22 protein-coding genes and 1 pseudogene are annotated in these 22,698 nt (G+C 73.0%); 13 read left to right on the top strand and 10 right to left on the bottom strand.

Features of this window, described 5'->3' with window-relative positions; all coding sequences use genetic code 11:
* Positions 1-84 precede the first annotated feature (84 nt).
* Genes AC1DUE_RS17655 through AC1DUE_RS17665 form a run of 3 tightly spaced genes read right to left on the bottom strand, consistent with a single transcriptional unit; the run spans position 85 to position 2,604 of the window.
* A complete protein-coding gene (locus tag AC1DUE_RS17655; RefSeq protein WP_477040722.1) occupies positions 85-405 on the bottom strand; it encodes an AzlD domain-containing protein in 321 nt (106 codons plus the stop codon).
* Entirely contained in the window at positions 402-1,145 is a 744-nt protein-coding gene (locus tag AC1DUE_RS17660) for an AzlC family ABC transporter permease (RefSeq protein WP_477040723.1), read from the bottom strand. Before AC1DUE_RS17660 ends, AC1DUE_RS17655 begins: the two co-directional genes overlap by 4 nt.
* A complete protein-coding gene (locus tag AC1DUE_RS17665) occupies positions 1,132-2,604 on the bottom strand; it encodes an NAD-dependent succinate-semialdehyde dehydrogenase (protein WP_477040724.1) in 1,473 nt (490 codons plus the stop codon). The genes AC1DUE_RS17660 and AC1DUE_RS17665 overlap by 14 nt, the downstream gene beginning before the upstream one ends.
* A gap of 60 nt (positions 2,605-2,664) precedes the next feature.
* On the opposite strand from AC1DUE_RS17665, the gene AC1DUE_RS17670 reads away from it, so the two are divergent.
* The 6 genes from AC1DUE_RS17670 to AC1DUE_RS17695 all read left to right on the top strand — a co-directional run bounded on the left by AC1DUE_RS17670 (position 2,665) and on the right by AC1DUE_RS17695 (position 8,585).
* A complete protein-coding gene (locus tag AC1DUE_RS17670) occupies positions 2,665-3,471 on the top strand; it encodes a thymidylate synthase (RefSeq protein ID WP_477040725.1) in 807 nt (268 codons plus the stop codon).
* On the top strand, positions 3,468-3,962 hold the full coding sequence (locus AC1DUE_RS17675; RefSeq protein WP_477040726.1) for a dihydrofolate reductase: 495 nt from the start codon (positions 3,468-3,470) through the stop codon (positions 3,960-3,962). Before AC1DUE_RS17670 ends, AC1DUE_RS17675 begins: the two co-directional genes overlap by 4 nt.
* A 100-nt stretch (positions 3,963-4,062) precedes the next feature.
* Entirely contained in the window at positions 4,063-5,583 is a 1,521-nt protein-coding gene (locus AC1DUE_RS17680) for a M6 family metalloprotease domain-containing protein (protein ID WP_477040727.1), read from the top strand.
* A 3-nt stretch (positions 5,584-5,586) separates the two neighbouring features.
* Entirely contained in the window at positions 5,587-5,922 is a 336-nt protein-coding gene (locus tag AC1DUE_RS17685) for a hypothetical protein (protein WP_477040728.1), read from the top strand.
* Between the two features lie 43 nt (positions 5,923-5,965).
* Complete coding sequence (gene dapA, locus AC1DUE_RS17690) at positions 5,966-6,883, top strand: 4-hydroxy-tetrahydrodipicolinate synthase (protein WP_477040729.1); 918 nt, start codon at positions 5,966-5,968, stop codon at positions 6,881-6,883.
* Between the two features lie 16 nt (positions 6,884-6,899).
* A complete protein-coding gene (locus AC1DUE_RS17695) occupies positions 6,900-8,585 on the top strand; it encodes a ribonuclease J (RefSeq protein WP_477040730.1) in 1,686 nt (561 codons plus the stop codon).
* 65 nt (positions 8,586-8,650) lie between these two features.
* Here the strand turns inward: AC1DUE_RS17695 and AC1DUE_RS17700 are convergent, their stop codons facing one another.
* From AC1DUE_RS17700 to AC1DUE_RS17710, 3 genes and pseudogenes are all read right to left on the bottom strand, one after another.
* Entirely contained in the window at positions 8,651-9,184 is a 534-nt protein-coding gene (locus tag AC1DUE_RS17700) for a DMT family transporter (RefSeq protein ID WP_477040731.1), read from the bottom strand.
* Between the two features lie 109 nt (positions 9,185-9,293).
* Positions 9,294-9,461: pseudogene (locus tag AC1DUE_RS17705) on the bottom strand (EamA family transporter); the annotation flags it as partial.
* 105 nt (positions 9,462-9,566) lie between these two features.
* The gene (locus tag AC1DUE_RS17710; RefSeq protein WP_477040732.1) at positions 9,567-10,517 is read right to left on the bottom strand and encodes a GlxA family transcriptional regulator; all 951 of its coding nucleotides are present in this window, start codon (positions 10,515-10,517) and stop codon (positions 9,567-9,569) included.
* A 70-nt stretch (positions 10,518-10,587) separates the two neighbouring features.
* On the opposite strand from AC1DUE_RS17710, the gene AC1DUE_RS17715 reads away from it, so the two are divergent.
* Positions 10,588-11,364 (top strand): MBL fold metallo-hydrolase, encoded by a 777-nt coding sequence (locus AC1DUE_RS17715; protein ID WP_477040733.1) that lies wholly within the window; start codon positions 10,588-10,590, stop codon positions 11,362-11,364.
* Here the strand turns inward: AC1DUE_RS17715 and AC1DUE_RS17720 are convergent.
* Both AC1DUE_RS17720 and AC1DUE_RS17725 read right to left on the bottom strand, forming a co-directional pair.
* Positions 11,361-12,473: a winged helix DNA-binding domain-containing protein gene (locus tag AC1DUE_RS17720; protein ID WP_477040734.1), complete on the bottom strand. Its 1,113-nt coding sequence runs from the start codon at positions 12,471-12,473 to the stop codon at positions 11,361-11,363. The two genes, AC1DUE_RS17715 and AC1DUE_RS17720, sit on opposite strands and share 4 nt — an antisense overlap.
* Positions 12,470-13,069, bottom strand: coding sequence for a TetR/AcrR family transcriptional regulator (locus AC1DUE_RS17725; protein WP_477040735.1), 600 nt, complete (start codon positions 13,067-13,069; stop codon positions 12,470-12,472). Before AC1DUE_RS17725 ends, AC1DUE_RS17720 begins: the two co-directional genes overlap by 4 nt.
* A 75-nt stretch (positions 13,070-13,144) precedes the next feature.
* Between AC1DUE_RS17725 and AC1DUE_RS17730 the strand changes: the two genes are divergently transcribed.
* From AC1DUE_RS17730 to AC1DUE_RS17740, 3 genes are all read left to right on the top strand, one after another.
* Positions 13,145-13,555 (top strand): hypothetical protein, encoded by a 411-nt coding sequence (locus AC1DUE_RS17730; RefSeq protein ID WP_477040736.1) that lies wholly within the window; start codon positions 13,145-13,147, stop codon positions 13,553-13,555.
* A gap of 64 nt (positions 13,556-13,619) precedes the next feature.
* Positions 13,620-16,325: an FtsK/SpoIIIE family DNA translocase gene (locus tag AC1DUE_RS17735; protein ID WP_477040737.1), complete on the top strand. Its 2,706-nt coding sequence runs from the start codon at positions 13,620-13,622 to the stop codon at positions 16,323-16,325.
* 29 nt (positions 16,326-16,354) lie between these two features.
* Positions 16,355-18,517: a putative bifunctional diguanylate cyclase/phosphodiesterase gene (locus AC1DUE_RS17740; protein ID WP_477040738.1), complete on the top strand. Its 2,163-nt coding sequence runs from the start codon at positions 16,355-16,357 to the stop codon at positions 18,515-18,517.
* Between the two features lie 30 nt (positions 18,518-18,547).
* Here the strand turns inward: AC1DUE_RS17740 and AC1DUE_RS17745 are convergent, their stop codons facing one another.
* Entirely contained in the window at positions 18,548-19,870 is a 1,323-nt protein-coding gene (locus AC1DUE_RS17745) for a CapA family protein (RefSeq protein WP_477040739.1), read from the bottom strand.
* Positions 19,871-19,934: 64 nt separating this feature from the next.
* Here AC1DUE_RS17745 and pgsA point away from each other — a divergent pair, with 64 nt between their 5' ends.
* The 3 genes from pgsA to AC1DUE_RS17760 all read left to right on the top strand — a co-directional run bounded on the left by pgsA (position 19,935) and on the right by AC1DUE_RS17760 (position 21,588).
* Entirely contained in the window at positions 19,935-20,528 is a 594-nt protein-coding gene (gene pgsA / locus AC1DUE_RS17750) for a CDP-diacylglycerol--glycerol-3-phosphate 3-phosphatidyltransferase (RefSeq protein WP_477040740.1), read from the top strand.
* Positions 20,529-20,532: 4 nt separating this feature from the next.
* Positions 20,533-21,006 (top strand): CinA family protein, encoded by a 474-nt coding sequence (locus tag AC1DUE_RS17755; RefSeq protein ID WP_477040741.1) that lies wholly within the window; start codon positions 20,533-20,535, stop codon positions 21,004-21,006.
* Between the two features lie 240 nt (positions 21,007-21,246).
* Positions 21,247-21,588, top strand: coding sequence for a helix-turn-helix domain-containing protein (locus AC1DUE_RS17760; RefSeq protein ID WP_477040742.1), 342 nt, complete (start codon positions 21,247-21,249; stop codon positions 21,586-21,588).
* A gap of 308 nt (positions 21,589-21,896) precedes the next feature.
* On the opposite strand, the gene AC1DUE_RS17765 is transcribed toward AC1DUE_RS17760, so the two are convergent.
* Positions 21,897-22,661 carry a DNA-formamidopyrimidine glycosylase family protein gene (locus AC1DUE_RS17765; protein ID WP_477040743.1) on the bottom strand — a complete coding sequence of 255 codons (765 nt, stop codon included), beginning with the start codon at positions 22,659-22,661 and terminating at the stop codon, positions 21,897-21,899.
* Between the last annotated feature and the right edge of the window lie 37 nt (positions 22,662-22,698).

Raw genomic sequence — 22,698 nt, forward strand, 5'->3', positions numbered from 1 at the left:
CCGCGCCGGGTCGGGATGTTCGGTCGGTGCGGCGCTGTCGCAGCGCTCTTGCCCACAACGGACCGGGGCCCGCAGAAGTGCCCGTCAGGCCATGCCGAGCGCGCGCAGGCCGGCGGCGGTCAGGGCGGCCAGCACGACCACGACGATGAACGGCGCCCGCAGGGCGAGCGCGATCGCGGCGACGGCGAGCGCGGGCAGCCGGGCGTCGATGACCAGGCTGCGGCCGTCGGTCGCCGTCTGGACGGCCACGAGCGCGGACAGCAGCGCGACGGTGACCAGCGCGGCCGTGCGGGCGACCCGCGGCTGGGCGAGCCAGTGCTCCGGCACCAGGTGCCCGGCGAGCTTGAGGGCGAAGCAGACGGCGCTCGCGACGACGAGGGCGACCCACGTGACGGTCGGGCTCATGCGATCGCCTCCTGCGACTTCTCCGGTGCGGGCTTGGTGAGCAGACCGGCGAGGATCGCGACGATCGCCGCCAGCAGGACGGGGATCCCGGCCGGCACGAACGGGGTCACCGCCAGGGCGACGAACACCGCGCCCGCGGCGACGAGCTGGGCGTGCCGCGCACCGGGACCGGTGACGCGCGGCCAGACCAGGCCGAGGAACGCGGCGGCCGCGGCGGCGTCCAGGCCGTACTTGCGGGGGTCGCCCAAGGCGTCCCCGAGCAGCGCGCCGAGGAGCGTGAAGGTGTTCCAGAGGACGAACACGCCGATCCCGGTCCACCAGAACCCCAGCCGCGAGGCCCGTCGCCCCTTGTGCGCGGTCGCCACGGCGGTCGACTCGTCGATGGTGAGCTGTGCCGCCGCGACGCGACGCCAGCCGCGCGCGCCGAGCAGGGGAGCGACCTGCGGGCCGTACAGACCGTTGCGCACGCCGAGCAGCCCCGCCGTCGCGATGGCGGCTCCGGGCAGCCCTCCGGCGCCGACCACCCCGATGAACGCGAACTGCGAGCCGCCCGAGAACATCAGGAGGCTGAGCGCCATGGCCTGCGGCACCGACAGCCCCGCCGCGACCGCGAGCGCGCCGAACGAGACGCCGTACAGCCCGGTGGCGACCGAGACCGAGATCGCCTGCCGGACGGCGGCGCGGCCGTCGTCAGCCTCGGATCGAGGCTCCTCGACGCCCTCCGCGTCAGATGGCGACATAGACGCTGTCGAGGTACTCCTCGATCCCGGCCTCGCCGCCCTCGCGGCCGAGGCCCGACGACTTCACGCCGCCGAAGGGCGCGCTCGCGTCGGAGACCAGGCCGCGGTTCACGCCGAGCATCCCGGTGTCGACCGACTCCGCCAGGCGCAGGACCCGTGCGATGTCGCGCGTGTAGGCGTAGGCGACCAGGCCGAACGGCGTGGAGTTCGCCATCGCGACGCCCTCGTCCTCGGAGCCGAACGTCACGACAGGCGCGACAGGCCCGAAGGTCTCCTCCGTGATCACCCGCAGATCCGGCGAGACCCGGTCGAGGACGGTCGGGGCGTAGAAGTACCCGGGACGGTTCGGGCGGTCCGCGCCGATCCGGACGCGGGCACCGCCGTCCACGGCCTCGGCGACGACCTCCTCGACGCGGTCGACGGCCGCCTCCTCGATGAGCGGGCCCACGGTGACGCCCTCCTCGGCGCCGTGCCCGACGACCAGCTTGTCGAACGCCGCGGTCAGCCCGGCCGTGAACTCCTCAGCGACGGACGCGTGCACGAGGAACCGGTTGGCGGCGACGCAGGTCTGGCCGGCGTTGCGCATCTTGGCCTGCACGGCGCCCGTCACGGCGGCGTCGATGTCGGCGTCCTCGAACACCAGGAACGGCGCGTTGCCGCCGAGCTCCATCGACGTGCGCAGGACCGTGTCCGCCGACGCCTTGAGCAGCGCCGAGCCCACCTCGGTGGAGCCCGTGAACGACAGCTTGCGCAGGCGCGGGTCGGACAGCAGCGGGCCGGAGATGCTGCGCGCGGACGCCGACGGCACGACGTTGATGACGCCCGTCGGCAGGCCGCGTCCCTCGAGCTCCTCGCGGATGATCTCCGCGACGTACGCGGTGGTCAGCGGCGTGAGCTGCGCGGGCTTGATGACCACGGTGCAGCCGGCCGCCAGCGCGGGCGCCACCTTGCGGGCGATCATCGCGATCGGGAAGTTCCACGGCGTGATCAGCAGCGCCGGTCCGACCGCCCGGCGCAGGACGAGCTGGTGGTTGGTCCCCGACGGCGCGCGCCGGGCGAGGCCGTCGAACCGGACCGCCTGCTCGGCGTACCAGCGGATGTAGTCGGCGCCGTAGGCGACCTCGGCGCGGGACTCCGCGAGCGGCTTGCCGCCCTCGGCGGTCACCAGGGCGGCGATGTCCTCGGTGCGTGCCGTGATCGTCTCGAAGACCGCGCGCAACAGCTCGGAGCGGATCCGCGGGGCCGTGGCGCGCCACACCGGGAACGCCTCGGACGCCGCGGTCAGGGCGGCCAGCGCGTCGTCGGAACCCCCGTCGGCGACGTCGAACAGCGTCTCGGTGGTGCCGGGGTCGGACACGGCGAAGGTCTTCCCGGAGGCGGCGGGCCGCCAGGACCCGTCGATCAGGATCCCGGTGGGCACGTGCGCGGCGACGGTGGGGGGCAGGGACGACGGCGTCATGCCCGCAGTCTCGCTCTCCGGGCCGCGCGGCACCACCGACGCGCCCGATCCCGACCTACGATGGCCCCCATGATCGAGACGCCGTACGAGGATCTGCTCCGACTCGTCCTGGAGACGGGCACCCCGAAGGCGGACCGCACCGGCACCGGCACCCGCAGCGTGTTCGGTCACCAGCTGCGCTTCGATCTCTCGCAGGGCTTCCCGCTGGTCACGACGAAGCGCGTGCACCTGCGCTCGATCGCGTACGAGCTGCTGTGGTTCCTGCGCGGCGAGTCCAACGTCGAGTGGCTGCACGAGAACAAGGTCACCATCTGGGACGAGTGGGCGTCCCCGGAGGGCGAGCTCGGCCCGGTCTACGGCGTGCAGTGGCGCAGCTGGCCGACGCCGGACGGCGGCCACATCGACCAGATCACGCAGCTGATGGAGAACCTGCGACGCGACCCCGACTCGCGCCGGCACATCGTCTCGGCCTGGAACGTCGCCGACATCCCCTCGATGGCGCTGGCCCCGTGCCACGCGTTCTTCCAGTTCTACGTGGCCGACGGCCGGTTGTCGTGCCAGCTCTACCAGCGCTCCGCGGACCTGTTCCTCGGCGTCCCGTTCAACATCGCGTCCTACGCGCTGCTCACGCACATGGTCGCCCAGCAGGCCGACCTCGAGGTGGGCGACTTCGTGTGGACCGGCGGCGACTGCCACATCTACGACAACCACGTGGACCAGGTGCGCGAGCAGCTGAGCCGTGACCCGTACCCCGCGCCCACCCTGAACCTGCGCCGGGCGGCGTCGATCTTCGACTACACCTTCGAGGACATCGAGGTGGTCGGCTACCAGCACCACCCGACCATCAAGGCGCCGGTGGCCGTGTGACGATCTCCCTGATCTGGGCGCAGACGCCCACGGGGATCATCGGCCGCGACGGGACGCTGCCCTGGCACGTGCCCGAGGACATGGCCCACTTCCGGGACCTGACCCGCGGGCACCCCGTGATCATGGGACGCGGCACGTGGGACTCGCTCCCGCCCAGGTTCCGGCCGCTGCCCGACCGGGACAACGTCGTGCTCACCCGCGACCCGCAGTTCGAGGCCGCCGGCGCGATCGTCGCGCGCGGGGCCGAGGAGGCCCTGCGGCTCGTCGAGAACCGGGACGCGTGGGTGGTCGGCGGGGGAGAGGTCTACGCGCTGTTCCTCCCGCTCGCCCACCGGGTGGAACGCACGCTCGTCTCGCTCGACGTCGGCGGGGACACGCGTGCCCCGTCGCTCGACCCCCTGGAGTGGAAGCGCACCGAGCCGGACCAGTCGTGGCTCTCCTCGGCGGCGGGCGGCACCCGGTACCGGTTCGAGTCCTACCTGCGGCGCTGATCAACCCGGGCCCTGGCGTATCTGGCGGCCGCGCGGAAGGCTCCTGTGAGCGGGGACCTCGTTCGCAGGGGACGCGGCCACGATGCAGGGAGGCACGGCGATGTCGGAGTCTGGCTTCACCCACGATCAGCAGCACCTGAGCTGCGCGGTCCCGCCGAGCCCCCAGCTGCGTGAGCAGTGGGCCCGAGCGCTCGACGGCGCGAACGCGGTGGCGGCGCGCACCGGTGGCGCCGCACCGTTCATGCGCATCGAGCGCGACCCGCGGCCGCTGGGGTTCAACGACGGCGTGATCGTCCCGCCCGAGGAGTTCCCCGTGGGCACGTCGCTCTCGGCCATCCGCAGCGCCGCCGGCGACCGTGCCCCGCTGCGCGGCACGGTCCGCGTCGCGGTGGTCCTCGTCCAGTTCACCGACAAGGCGATCACGACGACGAAGCAGCAGATGGAGAAGCTGTTCTTCTCGACGGGTGCCGTGCCGCTCGGCAGCGTCAAGGAGTACTACCAGGAGGTCACGAACAACCTGGTCCAGCTCGCCGGCGTGGTCGTCGGGCCCTACACGATGCCCAAGACGCTCGCGTACTACGCCGCGAACGGCTCGGGCGTGGGCAAGAACGGCACCCCGTTCCGCTCGCCCGAGCTGGCCCACGACGCCGCGGTGGCCGCGAACGCGGACGTGGACTTCTCGCCGTACGACAACGACGGCAACGGGTTCGTCGACGCGTTCATCGTCGTCCACGCCGGCCAAGGTGCCGAGCAGACGGGTGCGCTCGGGGACATCTGGTCGCACAAGTCGACCCTCGAGAACCCGTACGTCGCCGACTCGAGCAAGATCTACGGCTACCTGACGATCCCCGAGGACGCCAAGATCGGCGTCAGTGCGCACGAGTTGGGTCACCTGCTCTTCGGCTTCCCCGACCTCTACGACACCGACTACTCGTCCGCGGGCATCGGCGACTGGTGCCTCATGGCCGGCGGGTCGTGGAACGGTGCCGTGCCGGGCGAGCAGCCCGCCCACCCGAGCGCGTGGTGCAAGGTCAACCAGGGCTGGGTCACCACCACGGTCGTCTCGGCGGACGGACCGCTCACCGTCCCGGAGGTCGAGACGTCGCACACCGTCTTCCGGCTCTGGAAGGACGGCGGGGGCGGGTCCGAGTACTTCCTGCTCGAGAACCGGCAGCCGAGCGGCTACGACGCGGCGCTGCCCGGGAGCGGGCTGCTCTTGTGGCACATCGACGAGTCCATGCCGGGCAACACCGACGAGAACCACTACAAGGTAGGCCTCGTGCAGGCCGACGGGCGCCGGGACCTGGAGCTCAACCACAACGGCGGCGACGCGGCCGACACGTTCCCCGGCACCTCCGCGGTGACCGTGATCGACGGCTCGACGACACCGAGCACGCGCTCGTTCGCGAACGCCGACACGAGCGTGGCCCTCGCGGCGATCTCCGCGTCCGGCGCGTCGATGACCGTGGACGCCCGGGTCAGCTCGGCGACGACGCCGACGACCGACACCACGGCCGCGATCAAGGTGCTGATCGACGAGCTGATCAAGGACGGCTCGGAGATCGCCAAGCAGGCTCAGGACCTCAAGGACTTGTACGAGAGCACGTCGGTAGGAGACTGAGGCGTGGTCTCAGCCCGGAGGAACCGCACGGCCGTGGTCGGCGTGATCCAGGCCGTGCGCGAGCAGGGTCCGGACGTCGTCGAGCTGGACGTGATGGTGCAGAGCGCGGGGTCGGTCGAGGGGCAGCCGGACATGCTCACGGCCAACCAGTCCACCGACGCGCCCTGGACCCTGCAGGCCCGTCGCTCCGAGCTGCCGGACGGCGACCTGGTCGGCTGGCGCCTGTCGGGAGAGGCGACGGTCGCGGGTCCGGACGTCGTCCGGCTCCTCACGGTGGACCCCCAGCCGATGCTCACGCCACCCGACGACGAGCAGGACGTGCAGCCCTTCCGCACGTGAGCGGCTACAACGGGGAGGCAGCCAGGGCGGTACCGTGGGCCCCATGCCGCGTACCGCCACGCCCACCCGCCCGTTCGGGTCCGTGCTCACCGCGATGGTCACGCCCTTCACGGCGGACGGCGCCGTCGACCTCGGCACCGCCGTCCAGCTGGCGCGGCACCTCGTCGCCAGCGGGCACGACGGGCTCGTGCTCAACGGCACCACGGGGGAGGCGCCCACCACCCACGCGCCCGAGAAGGCGGAGCTGGTCACGGCGGTCGTCGAGGCCGTCGGCGACCAGGCGTGGATCATCGCCGGTGCCGGCTCGAACGACACCGCGCACGCGGTCCGGATGGCCGAGCAGGCCGCCGAGGCCGGGGCGCACGGTCTGCTCGTCGTCAGCCCGTACTACTCGCGCCCCTCCCAGGAGGGCGTGCGACGCCATGTCACCGAGGTCGCCGACGCCACGGACCTGCCCGTCATGCTCTACGACGTCCCGGGCCGCACCGGCGTGCGGTTCAGCGCGGCGACGATCGACGCGCTCGCGCAGCACGACCGCGTCGTCGCCATGAAGGACGCGACCGGCGACCTGTACGCCGCCGCGAAGGCCATCCAGCGCACGGGCCTGGCCTGGTACTCGGGCGACGACAGCGCCCTGCTCAGCCTGCTGGCGCACGGCGCCGCGGGCATCGTCAGCGTCACCGGCCACGTGGCCGGTCCTGCGCTCGCGGCCGCCGTCCGCGCGTTCGACGCCGGCGACCACGCCGAGGCGCTCCGCATCTTCCTGTCGATCGCCCCGGCGATCGACGCGCTCAACGGGGCCGGCTTCCAGGCCGTCTCCGCGAAGGCCGCGCTCCAGGTGCTGGGCGTCCTGCCCGAGCGCTCGGTGCGCCTCCCGCTCGTCCCCGCGTCCGACGACGAGCTCGCGCAGATCCGTGACGGCCTCCGTGCCGCCGGGCTGCTCGACGTCGCGGTGCGCTGATCCCACCAGGAGACACATGAGTCACCCGCACCCCGAGCTCACCCTGCCGCCGGCCCTGCCCAGCGGTGCCCTGCGCGTCGTCGCGCTCGGCGGGCTCGGTGAGGTCGGCCGCAACATGGCCGTCCTCGAGTACGCCGGCCGCCTGCTCGTCATCGACTGCGGCGTCCTGTTCCCCGAGGACCACCAGCCCGGCGTCGACCTGATCCTTCCCGACTTCGAGTACATCAAGGACCGTCTCGACGACATCGAGGCGATCGTCCTGACCCACGGGCACGAGGACCACATCGGTGCCGTCCCGTACCTGCTGCGCCTGCGCCGCGACATCCCGCTGGTCGGCTCGCGCCTGACCCTGGCGTTCATCGAGGCCAAGCTCAAGGAGCACCGCATCGCACCGGTCACCCGCGTGGTGGCCGAGGGCGACACCCTGAAGCTCGGGTCGTTCGAGTGCGAGTTCATCGCGGTGAACCACTCCATCCCCGACGCGCTCGCCGTCGCCGTGACCACGGGGGCCGGCACCGTGCTGCACACCGGCGACTTCAAGATGGACCAGCTGCCGATGGACGGCCGGATCACCGACCTGCGCGCGTTCGCGCGGCTCGGCGAGAAGGGCGTCGACCTCTTCATGGTCGACTCGACCAACGCCGAGGTCCCCGGCTTCGTGTCGCCCGAGCGTGGCATCGGCCCCGTCCTCGACCAGGTGTTCGCCGACTCGACCAAGCGGATCATCGTCGCGTCGTTCGCCTCGCACGTGCACCGCGTCCAGCAGGTCCTCGACGCCGCCTACACGCACAACCGTCGCGTCGCGCTCGTCGGACGCTCGATGGTGCGGAACATGGGCATCGCCGCCGACCTGGGCTACCTCAACGTGCCCGACGGCGTGCTGATCGACCTCAAGCAGGTGGACCAGCTGCGCGACGACGAGATCGTCCTCATGTGCACCGGCTCGCAGGGCGAGCCCATGGCCGCCCTGTCACGGATCGCGAACAACGACCACAAGGTCTCCGTCGGCCCCGGCGACACGGTCATCATGGCGTCGTCGCTGATCCCCGGGAACGAGAACGCCGTCTTCCGCGTCATCAACGGCCTGACCCGGCTCGGTGCCCGCGTCGTGCACTCCGGCAACGCCAAGGTGCACGTCTCCGGGCACGCCAGCGCCGGCGAGCTCCTGTACTGCTACAACATCCTCAAGCCGCGCAACGTCATGCCAGTGCACGGCGAGATCCGCCACCTCGTGGCCAACGCCGCGCTCGCGGTCCAGACCGGGGTGCCCGCCGACCGCGTGGTGCTCGCCGAGGACGGCATCGTCGTGGACCTCGTGAACGGTCGGGCGAGCATCGTCGGCGCCGTGCCTTGCGGGTACGTCTACGTCGACGGGTCGAGCGTCGGGGAGATCACCGAGGTCGAGCTCAAGGACCGTCGGATCCTGGGCGACGAGGGCTTCATCTCGATCTTCGCCGTGGTCAGCTCGGCCGACGGCAAGGTGCTGGCCGGTCCGCAGATCCACGCGCGCGGGTTCGCCGAGCAGGACGCCGTGTTCGACGACATCCTGCCCGAGCTCACCGCCGCCCTCGAGGACGCCGCCCGCAACGGCAACTCCGACGCGCACTCGCTGCAGCAGGTGATGCGTCGCGTGGTCGGCCGCTGGGTGTCCAACCGCCTGCGCCGCCGCCCGATGATCATCCCGGTGGTCGTCGAGGCCTGAGATCTCGCGAAACGACGGCGGCGGCKCCGGTTACGGGGCCGCCGCCGTCGTCGTTGTGTGGGTGATCAGCTGGGCGGTACCTGGTCCGCGGTGACCGCGACCTGGTCGACCTCGTCGGCTCGCGGCTCGATCTCGGGCTCATGGGACCGTCGCGACGCCGCCGCGGACCCGACGAGGATGAGGGCCGTCGCGACGACGACCGCCACGGTGATCGCCTCGTCGAGCACCAGCGCGCCCAGCGCGACGGCCACGACGGGGTTGAGGTAGGCGACGAGCACCGACCGCGCCGCGCCGACCTCGACGATGAGCCGGAAGAACAGGACGAAGGCGAGCGCGGTGCAGATGGCGCCGAGGGCGACGAGCGCGAGCACCCCGTCGAGGGCGGGCCAGGGGTGCGGGCTGGTGGCGACCACGAACGGCAGGTAGAACAGCGCGGTCACGGCCAGGCAGGTGGCCGTCAACGGGATGGCGGGCACGTCTCGCAGGAACTGGTCGGCGATCATGGGCGCGCTGGCGTAGCCCACGGCGGCGAGCAGGACCTGCGCGACCGCCCAGGGGTTGCCGCTGCTCGCAGCACCCGGCCCGAGCAGCAGGCCCACCCCGAGCAGGCCGACCAGGAGCCCGACCCACCGGACCGCGGCAGGGCCCGACGATCTCGAGCGCCGCGAACGCGAGGAGGGGTCGCCAGTGCCCGTGCAGGACCCGCAGGCCGCCGGCGCGCAGGGCGAACGGCAGCAGCAGGAGCGCACCGAGCCCGGTCCGGACGAAGACGACCATGACCGGCGTAACCTCGCCGACCGCGATCTTGATCAGCAGGTAGGGGATGCCCCACAGGACCCCCATCGTGACCAGGAGCAGCCAACCCCGCCTGCTCATGCCCCACCCGCCGGTGTGACTCGAACGCTTGCTCGCCTTCTCACCGGACGCCCGGCATCTCTCGCACGCACCCGCCCACCGTACGACCGACCACCGACAACCTCGTCAGTCGCGGAACGCCGCCCGGTGCCGCCGCGGGCTGGTGCGGAACTCGCGGGCGAAGTGCTGGCGCAGCGCGGCCGACGAGCCGAAGCCGGACGCCGTGGCGACGTGCTCGACGGGCTGGTCGGTGGACTCGAGGAGCACGCGGGCGCGCACGAGGCGCTGGCGCAGGAGCCACTGCGCGGGGCTGGTGCCCGTCCGTGCGCGGAACTGCCGCGTGAACGTCCGGCGCGACTGGTGCACGCTCGCCGCCCACGAGTCCAGGTCGAGGGGCTGGTCGAGCCGGGCCATCGCCCACCCGATCGCGGACTCGACGGGATCGGCGCCGTCCGCGGGCGCGACGGGTGCCGGGATGTACTGCGCCTGGCTGCCGTCACGGTGCGGCGCCAGCACCAGGCTGCGGGCCACGTCGGCGGCGTAGGCGGCACCGTGGTCGGTGCGGACCACGTGCAGGCAGCAGTCGAGGGCCGCGGCCACGCCCGCCGAGGTGACCACGTCGCCGTGGTCGCACCACAGCACGTCCGAGCGCACGGTGGCCGCGGGCGTGCGCCGGGCCAGCTCGCCCGCCGCCGACCAGTGCGTCGCGACCTCCCGACCGTCGACGAGCCCGGCGGCCGCGACGACGAACGAGCCGAGGCACAGCGCGACGACGCGTGCACCGCGGGTGTGCGCGGCGCGGACGGCGTCGAGCAGCTCGGTCGACGGCTCCACGGCCTTGTCCCAGCTGGGGACCACGACGGTCTGCGCGGTGGTGAGAGCCTCGAGACCGTGCTCGACGACGAGGTCGTAGCCGGCGTTGGTCGGCAGTCGGCCAGGCACCTGCGCGCAGACGGTGACGCGGTAGCGCGCGGGCGGCGCCGTGCCCGCCGGCGACGCGAACACGGTGGACGGGACCGACAGGTGGAACGGGCTGATGCCCGGGAAGGCCAGGACGGCGACCTCGTGCAACGACATGGCCCGATTCTAGCGAACCGTGTCCATCGGGCCACTGGCGAGCCTCGGCACGCGCGACGACGCTGGTCGCATGACCTCACCGATCACCGCCACCCTCGTCGGCGGACCCACCCTGCACCTCACCTACGCCGGTCTGTCGTTCCTCACCGACCCCACGTTCGACGAGCCCGGGGCGTACGCGCCGCGGGGCGGCGTCACGCTGACCAAGCTCGTCGGCCCGGCCGTCGCGGCCGGCGACCTCGGCCCCGTCGACGTCGTCCTGCTCTCGCACGACCAGCACGCCGACAACCTCGACGACTCCGGCCGGGCGCTCCTCGCCGACGTGCCGGTCGTCGTCACGACCCCGGACGCGGCGGAGCGCCTCCCGGGCGTCGTCGGGCTCGGTCCGTGGGAGTCCACGACGGTCGGCGACGTCACGATCACGACCGTGCCCGCACGTCACGGGCCGGAGGGTGCCGAGGCGTACAGCGGCGTCGTGACCGGGTTCGTGCTCCAGGGGGCCGGGCACCCGACGGTGTACGTGTCGGGCGACAACGCCTCGCTCGACGTCGTCGCGTCGGTGGCCCGCCGGTTCCCCGAGGTCGACGTGGCCGTGCTGTTCGTCGGCGGCGCGAACGTCGGCCGGTTCGGTGCCGAGCCCGTGACCCTCGACGCGCTGCTGGCCAGCGCCGCGGTCGACCTGCTCGCGCCCGCCCTGGTGATCCCGGTGCACCACACCGACTGGGCGCACTTCGTCGACCCGCTGAGCGCGCTCGAGGAGCGGCTGTCCGCGAGCGGTCGCCCCGACCGGCTCCTGGTGCTCGAGCGCGGCGTGGCGACCGAGGTCCCGGTGGGCGTCCGCGCCTAGACGGGGTCGATGCCGCGGAACGTGGCCAGTCGCGCGTGCTCGACCTCGACGGCGTCGCGGGTGGCTGCATCCCACGGGACCCACTCGTCGAGCTCGAGCCCGAGCGTCCTGCCACGGGCCCGCGGCCGCCAGGTGCCCACGAGCTCGCCGCCCGACAGCACCGCGCCCGGGCGCCCGATGGCCTGCCACAGCGACTTGTGCCGTGTCGTGTCGGGCACGAGGACCTCACGGTCGCCGCTCTGCAGGAAGAGGTCGTAGGGGCCGAGGAGCCGCACCACGTCGGCGTCCGGCGCGTCGTGCACCGCGTCCACGTCGGCCTCCAGGAGCTGGGCGTCGACGCCGTCGACCTGGACCTCGACCGTGTCCGAGGGCCACCGCGCGGCAACGTCCTTGACCGGGGAGTCGAGGTACGTGGCCACCTGCTTGACGGTCAGCGGGCCGGCCAGGTGCAGGAGGGTACGGATGGAGTCGAGCCGGTCGTCCTCGTCGGCGCGCTCGAGGACGCCGACCTGGCCGGCGGGCCAGCGCGGGATGCGTCGGACGACCGGGGGAGAGGTGCCGGGCTCGAGCTCGAGGCCGGCGTGCAGGGCGGCCAGCCGGAACGGCATCTCGTACATGTGCGTGGCCTGGCAGCCTTCGCACCAGCGCAGGTAGGGGTCCGGCATCTGCGCGGTCATGCGCGTGGACAGCTCGCCCTTGGCCAGCGGCTCGGTCACGACCTCCCGCATCGTGCGGGCCGTCGTGGCGAGCGCCTCGGTGACGGGGATGCCCGCGGCCTTCAGCGGGCTGGCGGCGTTGATGACGCGCTTGGCCGCCTCGGCCTCGGAGTGGGGCCGCATGGCGCGCTCGACGTCGCGCAGGTCCGCGCGGCGGTAGGCGTGCGGGGCGCCGCGGACGGTCCAGGCCAGCGCCAGCTCGTGCGGCCAGTGCCCGGCCCGCACCGGTACGCCGCGGACGGCGAGCGCCCACAGCGCGCCGTCCGGACCGGTGTCCTGGACGCCGAGGTCGAGCACGTCGGCGTTCCCGGGCGCGCGGTCGGAGCGGGTCGCGCGGTCGAGCTGCTGGGCGTGCACACGGTAGCGCCGGACGGCAGAGGCAGAGACCTTCATCCCTCTACGGTGCCACCAGGGACCGACAGGATGCCCGGTCCGGCCGCCTGCAGGAGCGCGACGTAGCGCTCGCCGGGGGAGTCGTCGGGAAGGAGGCCGTGGAGCTCGAGCTCGACGAGCCCGTGCACGAGTGCCCACAGGCCGACCGCCGCGGGCACGGGATCCGCGTCCGGGCCGAGGATCGCGGCGACGGCGTCGCGCAGCACGAGGAACGTCGTGACCTGGGTGGCCGGACCCCGCGTGCCGTCCTGCGCGCCCGCGCCGGTGGAGCCGAACATGACGCGGTAGAAGTGCGGCGCCCGCAGGGCGTGCTCGCGGTACGCGATCCCGAGGGCGAGCAGGTCGGCGCCCGGGTCGCCGGTGCGCGGGGCTCTGCACAGGGAGTCCGCGAAGCGCGCGAACGCCTCGTCGCCGACGGCCTGGACCAGCTCCTCGCGGCTCCCGAAGAGGGAGTACACGGCGGACGCGGAGGTGCCGGCCCGATGCGCGAGGTCGCGGACCGTCAGGGAGTCGGCACCGGAGGCCGCGACGATCGCCGACGCCTCGTCCAGCAGCCGGAGCCTCAGGGCGTCGTCGTGGACGCGGGGACGTGCCATGCCGCCGAGTCTAAGGTGTTGACGGAGATTTGCGAACGGTGTTCTATAACAACGTTCGCAAACGAGGAGACCGTCATGATCGAGCTCACCGACGCCGCCCGGACCACCGCCGGGATCGTGGCGCTGACCGTCGTCGCCATCGAGTCCGGCGGGGTGTTCCTGCTGCGGGTCAGCACCGGCCGCGAGCAGGCGACGGACTTCCAGAAGTCCTTCTACCGCGCAGGGCATGCCCATGCGGGTGTGCTGGTCACGCTCGGCCTGGTGTGCCTCCTGCTGGGGGAGGCGACGACACTCGAGGGGTTCTGGCGCTGGCTCGCGCAGACCGGCGTGCTCGTCGCCGCGATCCTCATGTCGGCCGGCTTCTTCTTCTCGGCGATGGGACGCGGCCGCGAGCGGCCGAACGGGTTCGTCGTGCTGCTCGGGGCGGGCGCGGTGATGCTCGCTGCCGGGGTCGTCGCGCTGGGCGTCGGACTGCTGCTCGGGTGATCCCTGGGCCGACACGCACCCGAGCACGGGCCCGCGGTCGCCGCCCCCGGCTAGTTTGAGGACCATGGCGACTCGTACGTCCACCTCAGGCGCCCGTTCCGGTGCGTCGACGTCGTCGCGCGCCGCCGGCAAGGGCACGTCCAGCTCCGGCAGGTCCGGCGGCGGCTCCACGCGGCCGTCGGGCCGCAAGGCCCCGCCGCCCCCGCCCAAGCAGGCTCTCCCGATCCGCATGGTCAAGGGCGTCTGGATGGGGTGCGCGCACCTCGTCGGCGGCACCGCGCGCCGCGTCGGTCGCGGCGCCCGGGACCTGGATCCCGCCCACCGTCGCGACGGGCTCGCCTTCACGCTGCTGGGCCTCGCCATCGTCATCGCGGCCCGCGAGTGGTGGGCGCTGTCCGGGACCGCAGGCACGGTGGTGCACAGCGTCGTCGCCGGCACGTTCGGCAAGGTCGGCGTCGCCGTCCCGCTCGTCCTGCTCGGCCTGTCCATCCGGCTGATGCGCCACCCCGAGCGCGTCGAGGCCAACGGCCGCATCGGCATCGGGCTCGCGGCGATCGCGCTCGCGGTCTGCGGGATCCTGCAGATCGCGGCCGGGCTGCCCGGCACGGACGACTTCGCGGCTCTCCGCTCCGCGGGCGGCATGCTCGGGCTCATCGTCGGCACGCCGCTGGCCACCCTGCTCACGCCCGGCGTGGCCATCGCGCTGCTGGTCCTGCTCGCGTTCTTCGGCGTGCTGGTGGTCACCAAGACGCCGGTGCACCAGGTGATCCCTCGCCTGCGTGGCGTGTACGACCGGCTCACCGGCAACCACCGCGACCAGGACGAGTCCGACGAGGTGCCCGCCGACGACGGGCCGCTCGTCATCAACGCGGGCCACACCGCGATCGACGAGGTCGAGGCTCCGCCCAAGAAGGCGAAGAAGCCCGGCCTGCTCGGTCGTCGCAAGCGTGCCGAGGAGGTCGACGAGGCCGACGAGACGCGGCTCGACGAGTACGACGGCGACGAGGCGTTCGCCCGTGCCGCGATCGTGGCGGCCGCCGCCGAGGCCGAGGCGGAGGCAGCGCGCCAGCGTGACGCCGCTCCCGACACCGAGCCGATCGCGCGGGTCAAGAGGCCCATCACCGCGCCGGAGACCACCCCGGTGCCGCGTGGCGAGCAGCCGATGCTCGAGGGCGATGTCCTGTACACGCTGCCGTCCGACGAGACGCTCACCAAGGGCGCCCCGCACAAGGTCCGCTCCGCCGCCAACGACCGCGTGGTCGAGTCGCTGACGACCGTCCTCGACTCGTTCGAGATCGATGCCAAGGTCACCGGCTTCACGCGCGGCCCGACGGTCACCCGGTACGAGGTCGAGCTCGGCCAGGCCGTCAAGGTCGAGCGCGTCACGGCGCTGAGCAAGAACATCGCCTATGCCGTCGCGAGCGCGGACGTGCGGATCCTGTCGCCGATCCCCGGCAAGTCGGCGATCGGCATCGAGATCCCGAACACCGACCGCGAGACCGTCTCGCTCGGCGACGTGCTGCGCTCCAGCGCCGCCAAGCGCACCGAGCACCCGATGGTCATCGGCGTCGGCAAGGACGTCGAGGGCGGGTACGTCACCGCCAACCTGGCCAAGATGCCCCACCTCCTGGTCGCCGGTGCGACCGGTGCGGGCAAGTCCAGCTTCGTGAACTCGATGATCGTCTCGATCCTCATGCGCGCGACGCCCGACGAGGTCCGCATGGTGCTCGTCGACCCCAAGCGCGTCGAGCTGACGATCTACGAGGGCATCCCGCACCTCATCACGCCGATCATCACCAACCCGAAGAAGGCCGCGGAGGCCCTCGAGTGGGTGGTGCGCGAGATGGAGGCCCGGTACGACGACCTGGCCAACTTCGGGTTCAAGCACATCGACGACTTCAACGCCGCCGTGCGGCTCGGCAAGGTCAAGCCGCTGCCGGGCTCGGAGCGCAAGATCGCGACGTACCCGTACCTGCTCGTGGTCGTCGACGAGCTCGCGGACCTCATGATGGTGGCCCCGCGCGATGTCGAGGCGTCGATCCAGCGGATCACCCAGCTCGCCCGCGCCGCCGGCATCCACCTGGTGCTCGCCACGCAGCGGCCGTCCGTCGACGTCGTCACCGGCCTGATCAAGGCGAACGTGCCGTCCCGTCTGGCCTTCGCGACGAGCTCCCTGACCGACTCCCGGGTCGTCCTGGACCAGCCGGGCGCCGAGAAGCTCATCGGTCAGGGTGACGCCCTGTTCCTGCCGATGGGCGCCGCCAAGCCGATGCGCACGCAGGGCGCCTGGGTCTCCGAGTCGGAGATCCACGCGGTCGTCGAGCACGTCAAGAAGCAGCTCAAGCCGACCTACCGCTCCGACATCGCCGCGGTGGCGCCCAAGAAGCAGGTGGACGACGACATCGGCGACGACCTCGACCTGCTGCTGCAGGCCGCCGAGCTCGTCGTGACCACGCAGTTCGGGTCCACGTCGATGCTCCAGCGCAAGCTGCGCGTCGGGTTCGCCAAGGCCGGTCGGCTCATGGACCTGCTGGAGTCGCGCGAGATCGTCGGCCCCTCCGAGGGGTCCAAGGCACGCGAGGTGCTGGTCCAGCCCGACGACCTCCCGGCGACGCTCGCCATGCTGCGCGGCGCACCGCCGGAGCCCGACGACGACCCGTACGCGATGGGACCGGACGGTGCCCTGCCGGGCGAGCCGCCGGTCGCCACGGACTACTTCGACGGTGCCGAGGAGGAGGACGCCGGACCCTGGTCCGGCAACCGCCGGTGAACCCCTTCGGGAGCGGCCCGGTGCAGCTGGTGAGCACCGTCATCGCGATCGTCGCGGTCGTCGCCCTCGTCTCGGTCCTCGTCCTGCTCGGCAAGCAGCGCGCCGAGGTCCGGCGCGCCAACGCGCTGCTGGCCCTGAGCCGCGAGCTGCGGCACCGGTACGACGCCCTCCAGTCGGTGACCAAGGAGGGCGTGCTCGTCCAGTCGCTCACCGGTCGCGTGCTCGACATGTCGGAGCGGGCGGCGGCGATCCTCGGGATCGACGCCGAGAGCTCGATCGGTCGGGCGATCGCGGACCTGCCGGTCGTGCTGCTCAACGAGCAGGGCCTGGCCATGAACCCGGCGTCCGTGCTCAGCCAACGCACGATCACGGCGACGTCCGGCGACGACGAGCCCGTGCTGGTCGGCGTCGCGCTGCCCGGGACCGACGGGAGCCAGGCGCGCATGGTGCAGGTGTCGAGCCAGCTCGTCCATGCCGGCGACGGGGATGGTGACGCGCTGCTGACGACGCTCGTGGACGTCACCGGCCGACGCGAGGTCGAGGCCGCGCTCACCCGCAGCGAGATGCAGTTCCGCGTCGCCATGGAGAACGCGCCGATCGGCATGGCGCTCGTGGACCTGGACTGGCAGATCGTCGAGGCGAACGCGGCGTTCGCCGAGCTGCTCGGCACGAGCGTCGGCGCCCTGCGCGGCTACCGCATGGAGGACCTCAGCACGCCCGACAGCCGGCCCGCCGAGCGGCTCGAGGTCGACAAGCTCCTCGGCGGCGGCCAGCACCGGTTCTCGCTGGAGAAGAAGTACCAGCGCGCCGACGGGCACCTGGTCTGGGTCGCGCTCGACGCGGCCCTGGTCCGCACGCCGAGCGGGCAGCCGGACCACTTCGTCGTGCAGGTCCGCGACTCCACCGAGTCGCGCCTGCAGGCCGAGATGCTCACGCACCGCGCGATGCACGACCCGCTCACCGGCCTGGCCAACCGCACGCTCCTCCAGGAGGTGCTGCAGTCCGTCCTCGAGCAGCCGGACGTGGTCGACCGCGTCGCCGTGCTGGCCTGCGACCTCGACGGGTTCAAGGAGATCAACGACCGCTACGGCCACGCCGCCGGCGACGAGGTGCTCGTGCACGTCGCCGGGGTGCTGCGCGCCGCGACCGCCCGCCGGGGCACGGTCGCGCGCCTGGGCGGCGACGAGTTCGTGGTCGTCGTGCAGGACCTGGACGGACCGCGCGCGGTGTTCGACGTGGCCCAGGCGGTGCACGCCGGGTTGCGGGAGACCGTCCGCGTCGGTCGGCGCCGGCTCACGGTCGCCGCCAGCATCGGCATCGCCCTGGCCGACCGGGAGACCGCCGCCGGGGGAGCCCCGGCGCTGCTCGCGGCCGCCGACGCCGCGCTCTACCGCGCCAAGGCGTCGGGCCGCAGCCGGACCGAGGTCTTCGAGCCGTCCATGACCGCCGGATCGGCCTCCGACCTGCAGCGCGAGCTCGCGGTCGCGCTGGCCGAGAACCAGCTCGTCGTGCACTACCAGCCGATCGTCGACCTCGCGGACGCCCGCGTTGTCGGCTACGAGGCCCTGGTCCGCTGGCAGCACCCGTACCGCGGGCTGCTGCTGCCCGGGTCGTTCCTGCCGCTCATCCAGGAAGCCGGCATGGCGGTCGCGCTCGGGCAGTTCGTGGCCACCAAGGTGGTCGCGTTCGTCGCGTCCACCGTCGACCGGACGCGGTGGGTCTCGGTCAACGTCTCGGCCGACCAGCTCGGTGACGGCGAGTTCGCGACGACGCTGCTGGGCGAGATCTCGCGGCACCGCCTGACCGCCGGGCGCGTCGTCGTCGAGCTGACCGAGTCCTCGCTGGTGGCCTCCGGCACGCGGATCCGGCACGAGCTCACGCAGCTGTCCGCCGCGGGCGTCCCGGTGCTGCTCGACGACTTCGGCACGGGCGTCTCGCCGCTGTCCTACCTGCGCGACCTGCCCGTCGCGGGCGTCAAGCTCGACATGTCGTTCACCTCGGGCATCCCCGAGGACCCGACCGCCGGCAAGGTCGCCCGGGCGCTCGGCGCGCTGGCGCGCGAGCTCGCGATGGTCACGATCGCCGAGGGCATCGAGCACGAGGAGCAGGCCGAGTTCCTGCACCGCAACGGGTGGCGGTACGGCCAGGGCTGGCTCTACGGCCCCGCGCAGCCCGGAGACGTCTCGGTCTGACGCGCGGTCCGGCTCAGCCGGCGGTCCGGTTCAGCCGGCGGTCCGGGGCACGACGAGCGGGTCGGGGCCGGTCGGGACCGTGGGCGTGGTCCTCTGCGGCGCCTGGTCACCGGCGGCGGCGGTCACGCGCGCGAGGCGGTCCGCGACGACCGCCGGGCTCAGCGTGCTCGTGCCGTTCGGGATGTCCGCGAGGGCATGCACCTGGTGTCCGCCCAGGCGGTCGTTGGTGATGGCCGTCCACTCCACGCCGGTGACCCGCGCGGGCCCTGCCGGTGTGCCCTCGGCCGGGAAGGCGCCCGGGCTCGACACGTGCGCGGTGAGCAGGATCCCCGAGTCGGTGTTCTCGACGCAGCACTCGCCGTCCTGGTTCGACAGGTAGTTGCCCAGGCCGTAGGCCACCCACATGCCCTCGCCGCGCGGCCCCCCGGTCAGGTGGGCCACCGGCTGCGGGACGTGGGCGTGGTGCCCGATGAGCAGGTCGAACTGGCCGGTGTCCGCGATCGCCTGGTCGAACGCGAGCTGCTCGGCGGTCGGGGCGGTCTGGTACTCGACGCAGCAGTGCACGCTCGCGATGACGAGGTCGGCTCCGGCGGCGCGGGCAGCGGCGGCCTGTGCCGCCATGGCGGGCACGTCGATGAGGTTCACGGACCACGGCTTGTCGGCGGGGATCGGCATGCCGTTGGTCCCATAGGTCGCCGCGACGTGCGCGACGGTGACCGTCTGGCCGGCGCGCTCGAGCTGGTAGACCTGCGGCTGCGACTGCTCGAGCGCGCTCCGGGCGGTCCCGGTGTGCCCGAGCCCGGCGGCGTCGAAGGCGTCCAGCGTCGCGGTGACCCCCGCGAACCCCCGGTCGACCGAGTGGTTCGACGCCGTCGAGCACCCGTCCCAGCCCTGGGCCTTCAGACCTGCGGCGATCTCCGGCGGCGTGCCGAACAGCGGGTAGCCGCTGGGTGCCGTGCCCGCGGGCGTGATCGGTACCTCCATGTGGCACAGCGCGAGGTCGGCGCCCTGCACCCACGGGTTCAGCGGTGCGAGCAGCGGGCCGAAGTCGTAGCCGCCCGCGACGCGAGCGTCTGAGAGCACGGGCAGGTGCGGCAGGACGTCCCCGGCAGCGACGATCGTGAAATCGGCGTCCGGGTCCGGGATGGGCGTCGGTGTCGGGGTGGGAGTCGGCTCCGGGGACGCCGTGGCCGCACGGTCGGGCGCGGTGCTCGTCTGGCCCGTCGCCGTCGGCTCCGGGCCCCACGGGTGCAGCGCGGCCGCTGCAGCGCCGATGCTCGCGACGACGAGAAGGATGATCGCGAGGCCGATCACCACCGGCGAACGGCGGCCGGCGCGGGCGTGGCGGGTCACACGCGGACTGTAGTTGGTGTCGCGTCGTGCAGGAGCATCCCCACGGTCCACCTAGGCTGTCCGGGTGGTCGACGCCGTGCCCTCCGCCTGGAACCTGGCAAACACGCTCACGGTGCTGCGCATCGCGCTGGTGCCGTTCTTCGCGTGGGCGCTCCTGTCCGACGGCGGTGACAGCACCAGCGGGCGCCTGATCGCGACGGCGATCTTCGTCGTCGCCGCCGCGACCGACCTGGTCGACGGCTGGCTCGCCCGCAGGTCCTCCTCCGTCACCGACCTCGGCAAGATCCTCGACCCGATCGCGGACAAGCTCCTCGTCGGGACCGCCCTCGTGCTGCTGTCCTGGCTCGGCGACCTGCCCTGGTGGGTCACCGTGGTGATCCTGGTGCGCGAGATCGGCATCACGGTGATGCGGTTCTTCCTGCTGCGCTACGTGGTCCTGCCCGCCTCCCGCGGGGGCAAGCTCAAGACCATGCTGCAGTCCGTCGCGATCGGCCTGTACCTCCTGCCGCTCGACGTGCTCCCGGAGTGGATCACCTGGGCGGCGATCGGGTTCATGGCGGCCGCGCTCGTCGTGACCGTCGTGACCGGCATCGACTACGTGCGGGCCGCGATCCAGATCCGCCGGACCGCGAGCCGGCCGCCCTACGCGGGCCTCTGACCTCATGGCCACCGCTGCCGACGTGCTGGCGGCCCTGCGCTCGCGCGGGTGGAGCATCGCGGTCGCCGAGTCGCTCACCGGTGGGCTCGTCTGCGCGGCCCTCGTCGACGTGCCCGGGGCGTCCGCGAACCTGCGCGGCGGTGTCGTGTCGTACGCGACCGACCTCAAGGGCACGCTGCTCGGCGTCGACGCGGGGCTGCTCGCCGCACGCGGTGCCGTCGACCCGGAGGTCGCACGGCAGATGGCTGACGGGGTGCGCGCACGGCTCGGCGCCGACGTCGGGCTGGCGACCACCGGCGTCGCGGGGCCCGATCCGCAGGACGGCCACCCGCCCGGCACCGTCCACGTCGCGGTCGCGACCCCGGACGACGTCACCGTCCGCTCGTTGCAGCTGTCCGGCGACCGCGCCGCGATCCGCGCGGGCACGGTCGACGCGGTCCTGGGGCTCGCCGCCGAATTGCTGGGGCACGAAGGGTGAACCTGAGAGCGTCATCAGCCGATGAGGTAGGTAGGCGGGAACACGACGCCCCCGCCCGTCGTTGCAAGGACCGTGATGAGCACTCGACCTCCGGCGCGTAGGACTGCTTCGCGTGTCGGCGGTGCACGGTACGGTGGAGTTCTTCCGGCAAAGGGACAGCCGGGAGCCGTGGTTCCTGGTCCGCAGAGGATCCAGGCGCCCGGTGTGGGAGAGACACGTGACGCGAGAGGGGGAGCCCGGATGGTTGTACTCCGTCGAGAGATCGGCGACGTGCTGCGGGACGCGCGACAGCGCCAGGGGCGCACCCTGCGTGAGGTGTCGTCGGCGGCCCGCGTCTCGCTCGGTTACCTGAGCGAGGTGGAGCGGGGTCAGAAGGAAGCGTCCTCGGAGCTGCTGAACAGCATCTGTGAGGCGCTGGACGTCCCCATGTCGCTCGTCCTGCGTGAGGTCAGCGACCGTGTTGCCGTCGCCGAGGGTCTGCTGATCCCCGACACGGTTCCCGCGGACCTGGCGGCGTCGGTGGCCGGTGCCACCGATGGCGGTTGGGCGCGGTCGCGGTCGGAGCTCGCAGCGATCGGCTGATCTGCCCGGGTCACGCGTCAGCGCGGCCTTGGACGCTCGGCTCACTGCAGTGCACGGATGCCCGCGCGTCCCTCGGGATGCGCCGGCGCGGAGCACCGCCCCAACGCATCTGCGCGCGCCACACGGATGGCGCGCCACACAGCTCGGACGGCCCGTGGACCTCGGTCCACGGGCCGTTCTGCGTCCGTCGCAGGCCGGAACCGCGCCCCGAGCGTCGCTCCGGCTCGAGCTGCAGGAACTCACGGACGAAGCCCCGACGGTGAGGGAGCTCCGCGCGGCTGCTCCGCGCCTTGCTCAGCGTCCGCATCTCAGCTCGCCGGCGCCGGCTGGCAGCGGGGGCAGTAGAAGATCGGCCGCTCCATCGGCGGCTTGCGGGCCTGGCCGACCGCGATCGGGGTGCCGCACCGCAAGCATGGGCGTCGCAGCCGGCCGTGGACCCGCTCGGGGGGCCGGCCGCTCGCCACGGACTGCTGCAGCTGTCGGCGCGCGACCGCGAGCAGCCGGGACGGGTCGGCGACGGCGTCCGCGGGGGTCCAAGGCCAGATCCGCTCGGCGAACAGCGACTCCGCGGAGAAGATCGTGCCGATGCCCGCGACGACCTGCTGGTCGAGCAGGACCTCGGCGACGGGCGTCGATCCCCGTGCGGACCACCGGCGCAGGGCCTCGTCGACGTCGACGGTCTCGCCGAGCAGGTCGGGACCGAGATGCCCGATGACCGTGTGCTCGTCGCGGGTGCGCACCACGTCGAGCATTCCGAGGTGGTGCCCGACCGCGGTCCACCGCTCGGTGGCCAGCACGGCGCGGACCTGCGGCGACCGTGCTGCGGCCTGCGGTGACCCGGTCGCCTGGACCCGCCAGTAGCCGTCCATCCGCAGGTGCGTGTGCAGCGTTCGGCCGTCGTCGAACCGCGTCAGCAGGTGCTTGCCGTAGGAGCGCGTGCCCAGGACGGTCGTGCCGACGAGGTCGACGGTCGCGGCCGTGGGCCACCGCAGGTCCGAGCGCACCACGACGTGGCCGGTCAGGGCGAGGTCGAGGCGCTGGGCCGTCCTGCGCAGGACGTCACCCTCGGGCACGGTCGCCCGCTGACGTCGCCGTCACTGCCGTCACGGC

It is taken from the genome of Cellulomonas sp. P4_A2, assembly GCF_056402515.1.

What these genes read in the sequence shown, in the direction of transcription:
- AC1DUE_RS17760 (WP_477040742.1), top strand. Translation starts at nt 21,247, where the DNA reads ATGGTTGTACTCCGTCGAGAGATCGGCGACGTGCTGCGGGACGCGCGA.
- AC1DUE_RS17730 (WP_477040736.1), top strand. Translation starts at nt 13,145, where the DNA reads ATGATCGAGCTCACCGACGCCGCCCGGACCACCGCCGGGATCGTGGCG.
- AC1DUE_RS17755 (WP_477040741.1), top strand. Translation starts at nt 20,533, where the DNA reads ATGGCCACCGCTGCCGACGTGCTGGCGGCCCTGCGCTCGCGCGGGTGG.
- dapA (WP_477040729.1), top strand. Translation starts at nt 5,966, where the DNA reads ATGCCGCGTACCGCCACGCCCACCCGCCCGTTCGGGTCCGTGCTCACC.
- AC1DUE_RS17655 (WP_477040722.1), bottom strand. Translation starts at nt 405, where the DNA reads ATGAGCCCGACCGTCACGTGGGTCGCCCTCGTCGTCGCGAGCGCCGTC.
- AC1DUE_RS17665 (WP_477040724.1), bottom strand. Translation starts at nt 2,604, where the DNA reads ATGACGCCGTCGTCCCTGCCCCCCACCGTCGCCGCGCACGTGCCCACC.
- AC1DUE_RS17715 (WP_477040733.1), top strand. Translation starts at nt 10,588, where the DNA reads ATGACCTCACCGATCACCGCCACCCTCGTCGGCGGACCCACCCTGCAC.
- AC1DUE_RS17710 (WP_477040732.1), bottom strand. Translation starts at nt 10,517, where the DNA reads ATGTCGTTGCACGAGGTCGCCGTCCTGGCCTTCCCGGGCATCAGCCCG.
- AC1DUE_RS17725 (WP_477040735.1), bottom strand. Translation starts at nt 13,069, where the DNA reads ATGGCACGTCCCCGCGTCCACGACGACGCCCTGAGGCTCCGGCTGCTG.
- AC1DUE_RS17695 (WP_477040730.1), top strand. Translation starts at nt 6,900, where the DNA reads ATGAGTCACCCGCACCCCGAGCTCACCCTGCCGCCGGCCCTGCCCAGC.
- AC1DUE_RS17660 (WP_477040723.1), bottom strand. Translation starts at nt 1,145, where the DNA reads ATGTCGCCATCTGACGCGGAGGGCGTCGAGGAGCCTCGATCCGAGGCT.
- AC1DUE_RS17735 (WP_477040737.1), top strand. Translation starts at nt 13,620, where the DNA reads ATGGCGACTCGTACGTCCACCTCAGGCGCCCGTTCCGGTGCGTCGACG.
- AC1DUE_RS17680 (WP_477040727.1), top strand. Translation starts at nt 4,063, where the DNA reads ATGTCGGAGTCTGGCTTCACCCACGATCAGCAGCACCTGAGCTGCGCG.
- AC1DUE_RS17720 (WP_477040734.1), bottom strand. Translation starts at nt 12,473, where the DNA reads ATGAAGGTCTCTGCCTCTGCCGTCCGGCGCTACCGTGTGCACGCCCAG.
- AC1DUE_RS17670 (WP_477040725.1), top strand. Translation starts at nt 2,665, where the DNA reads ATGGCCCCCATGATCGAGACGCCGTACGAGGATCTGCTCCGACTCGTC.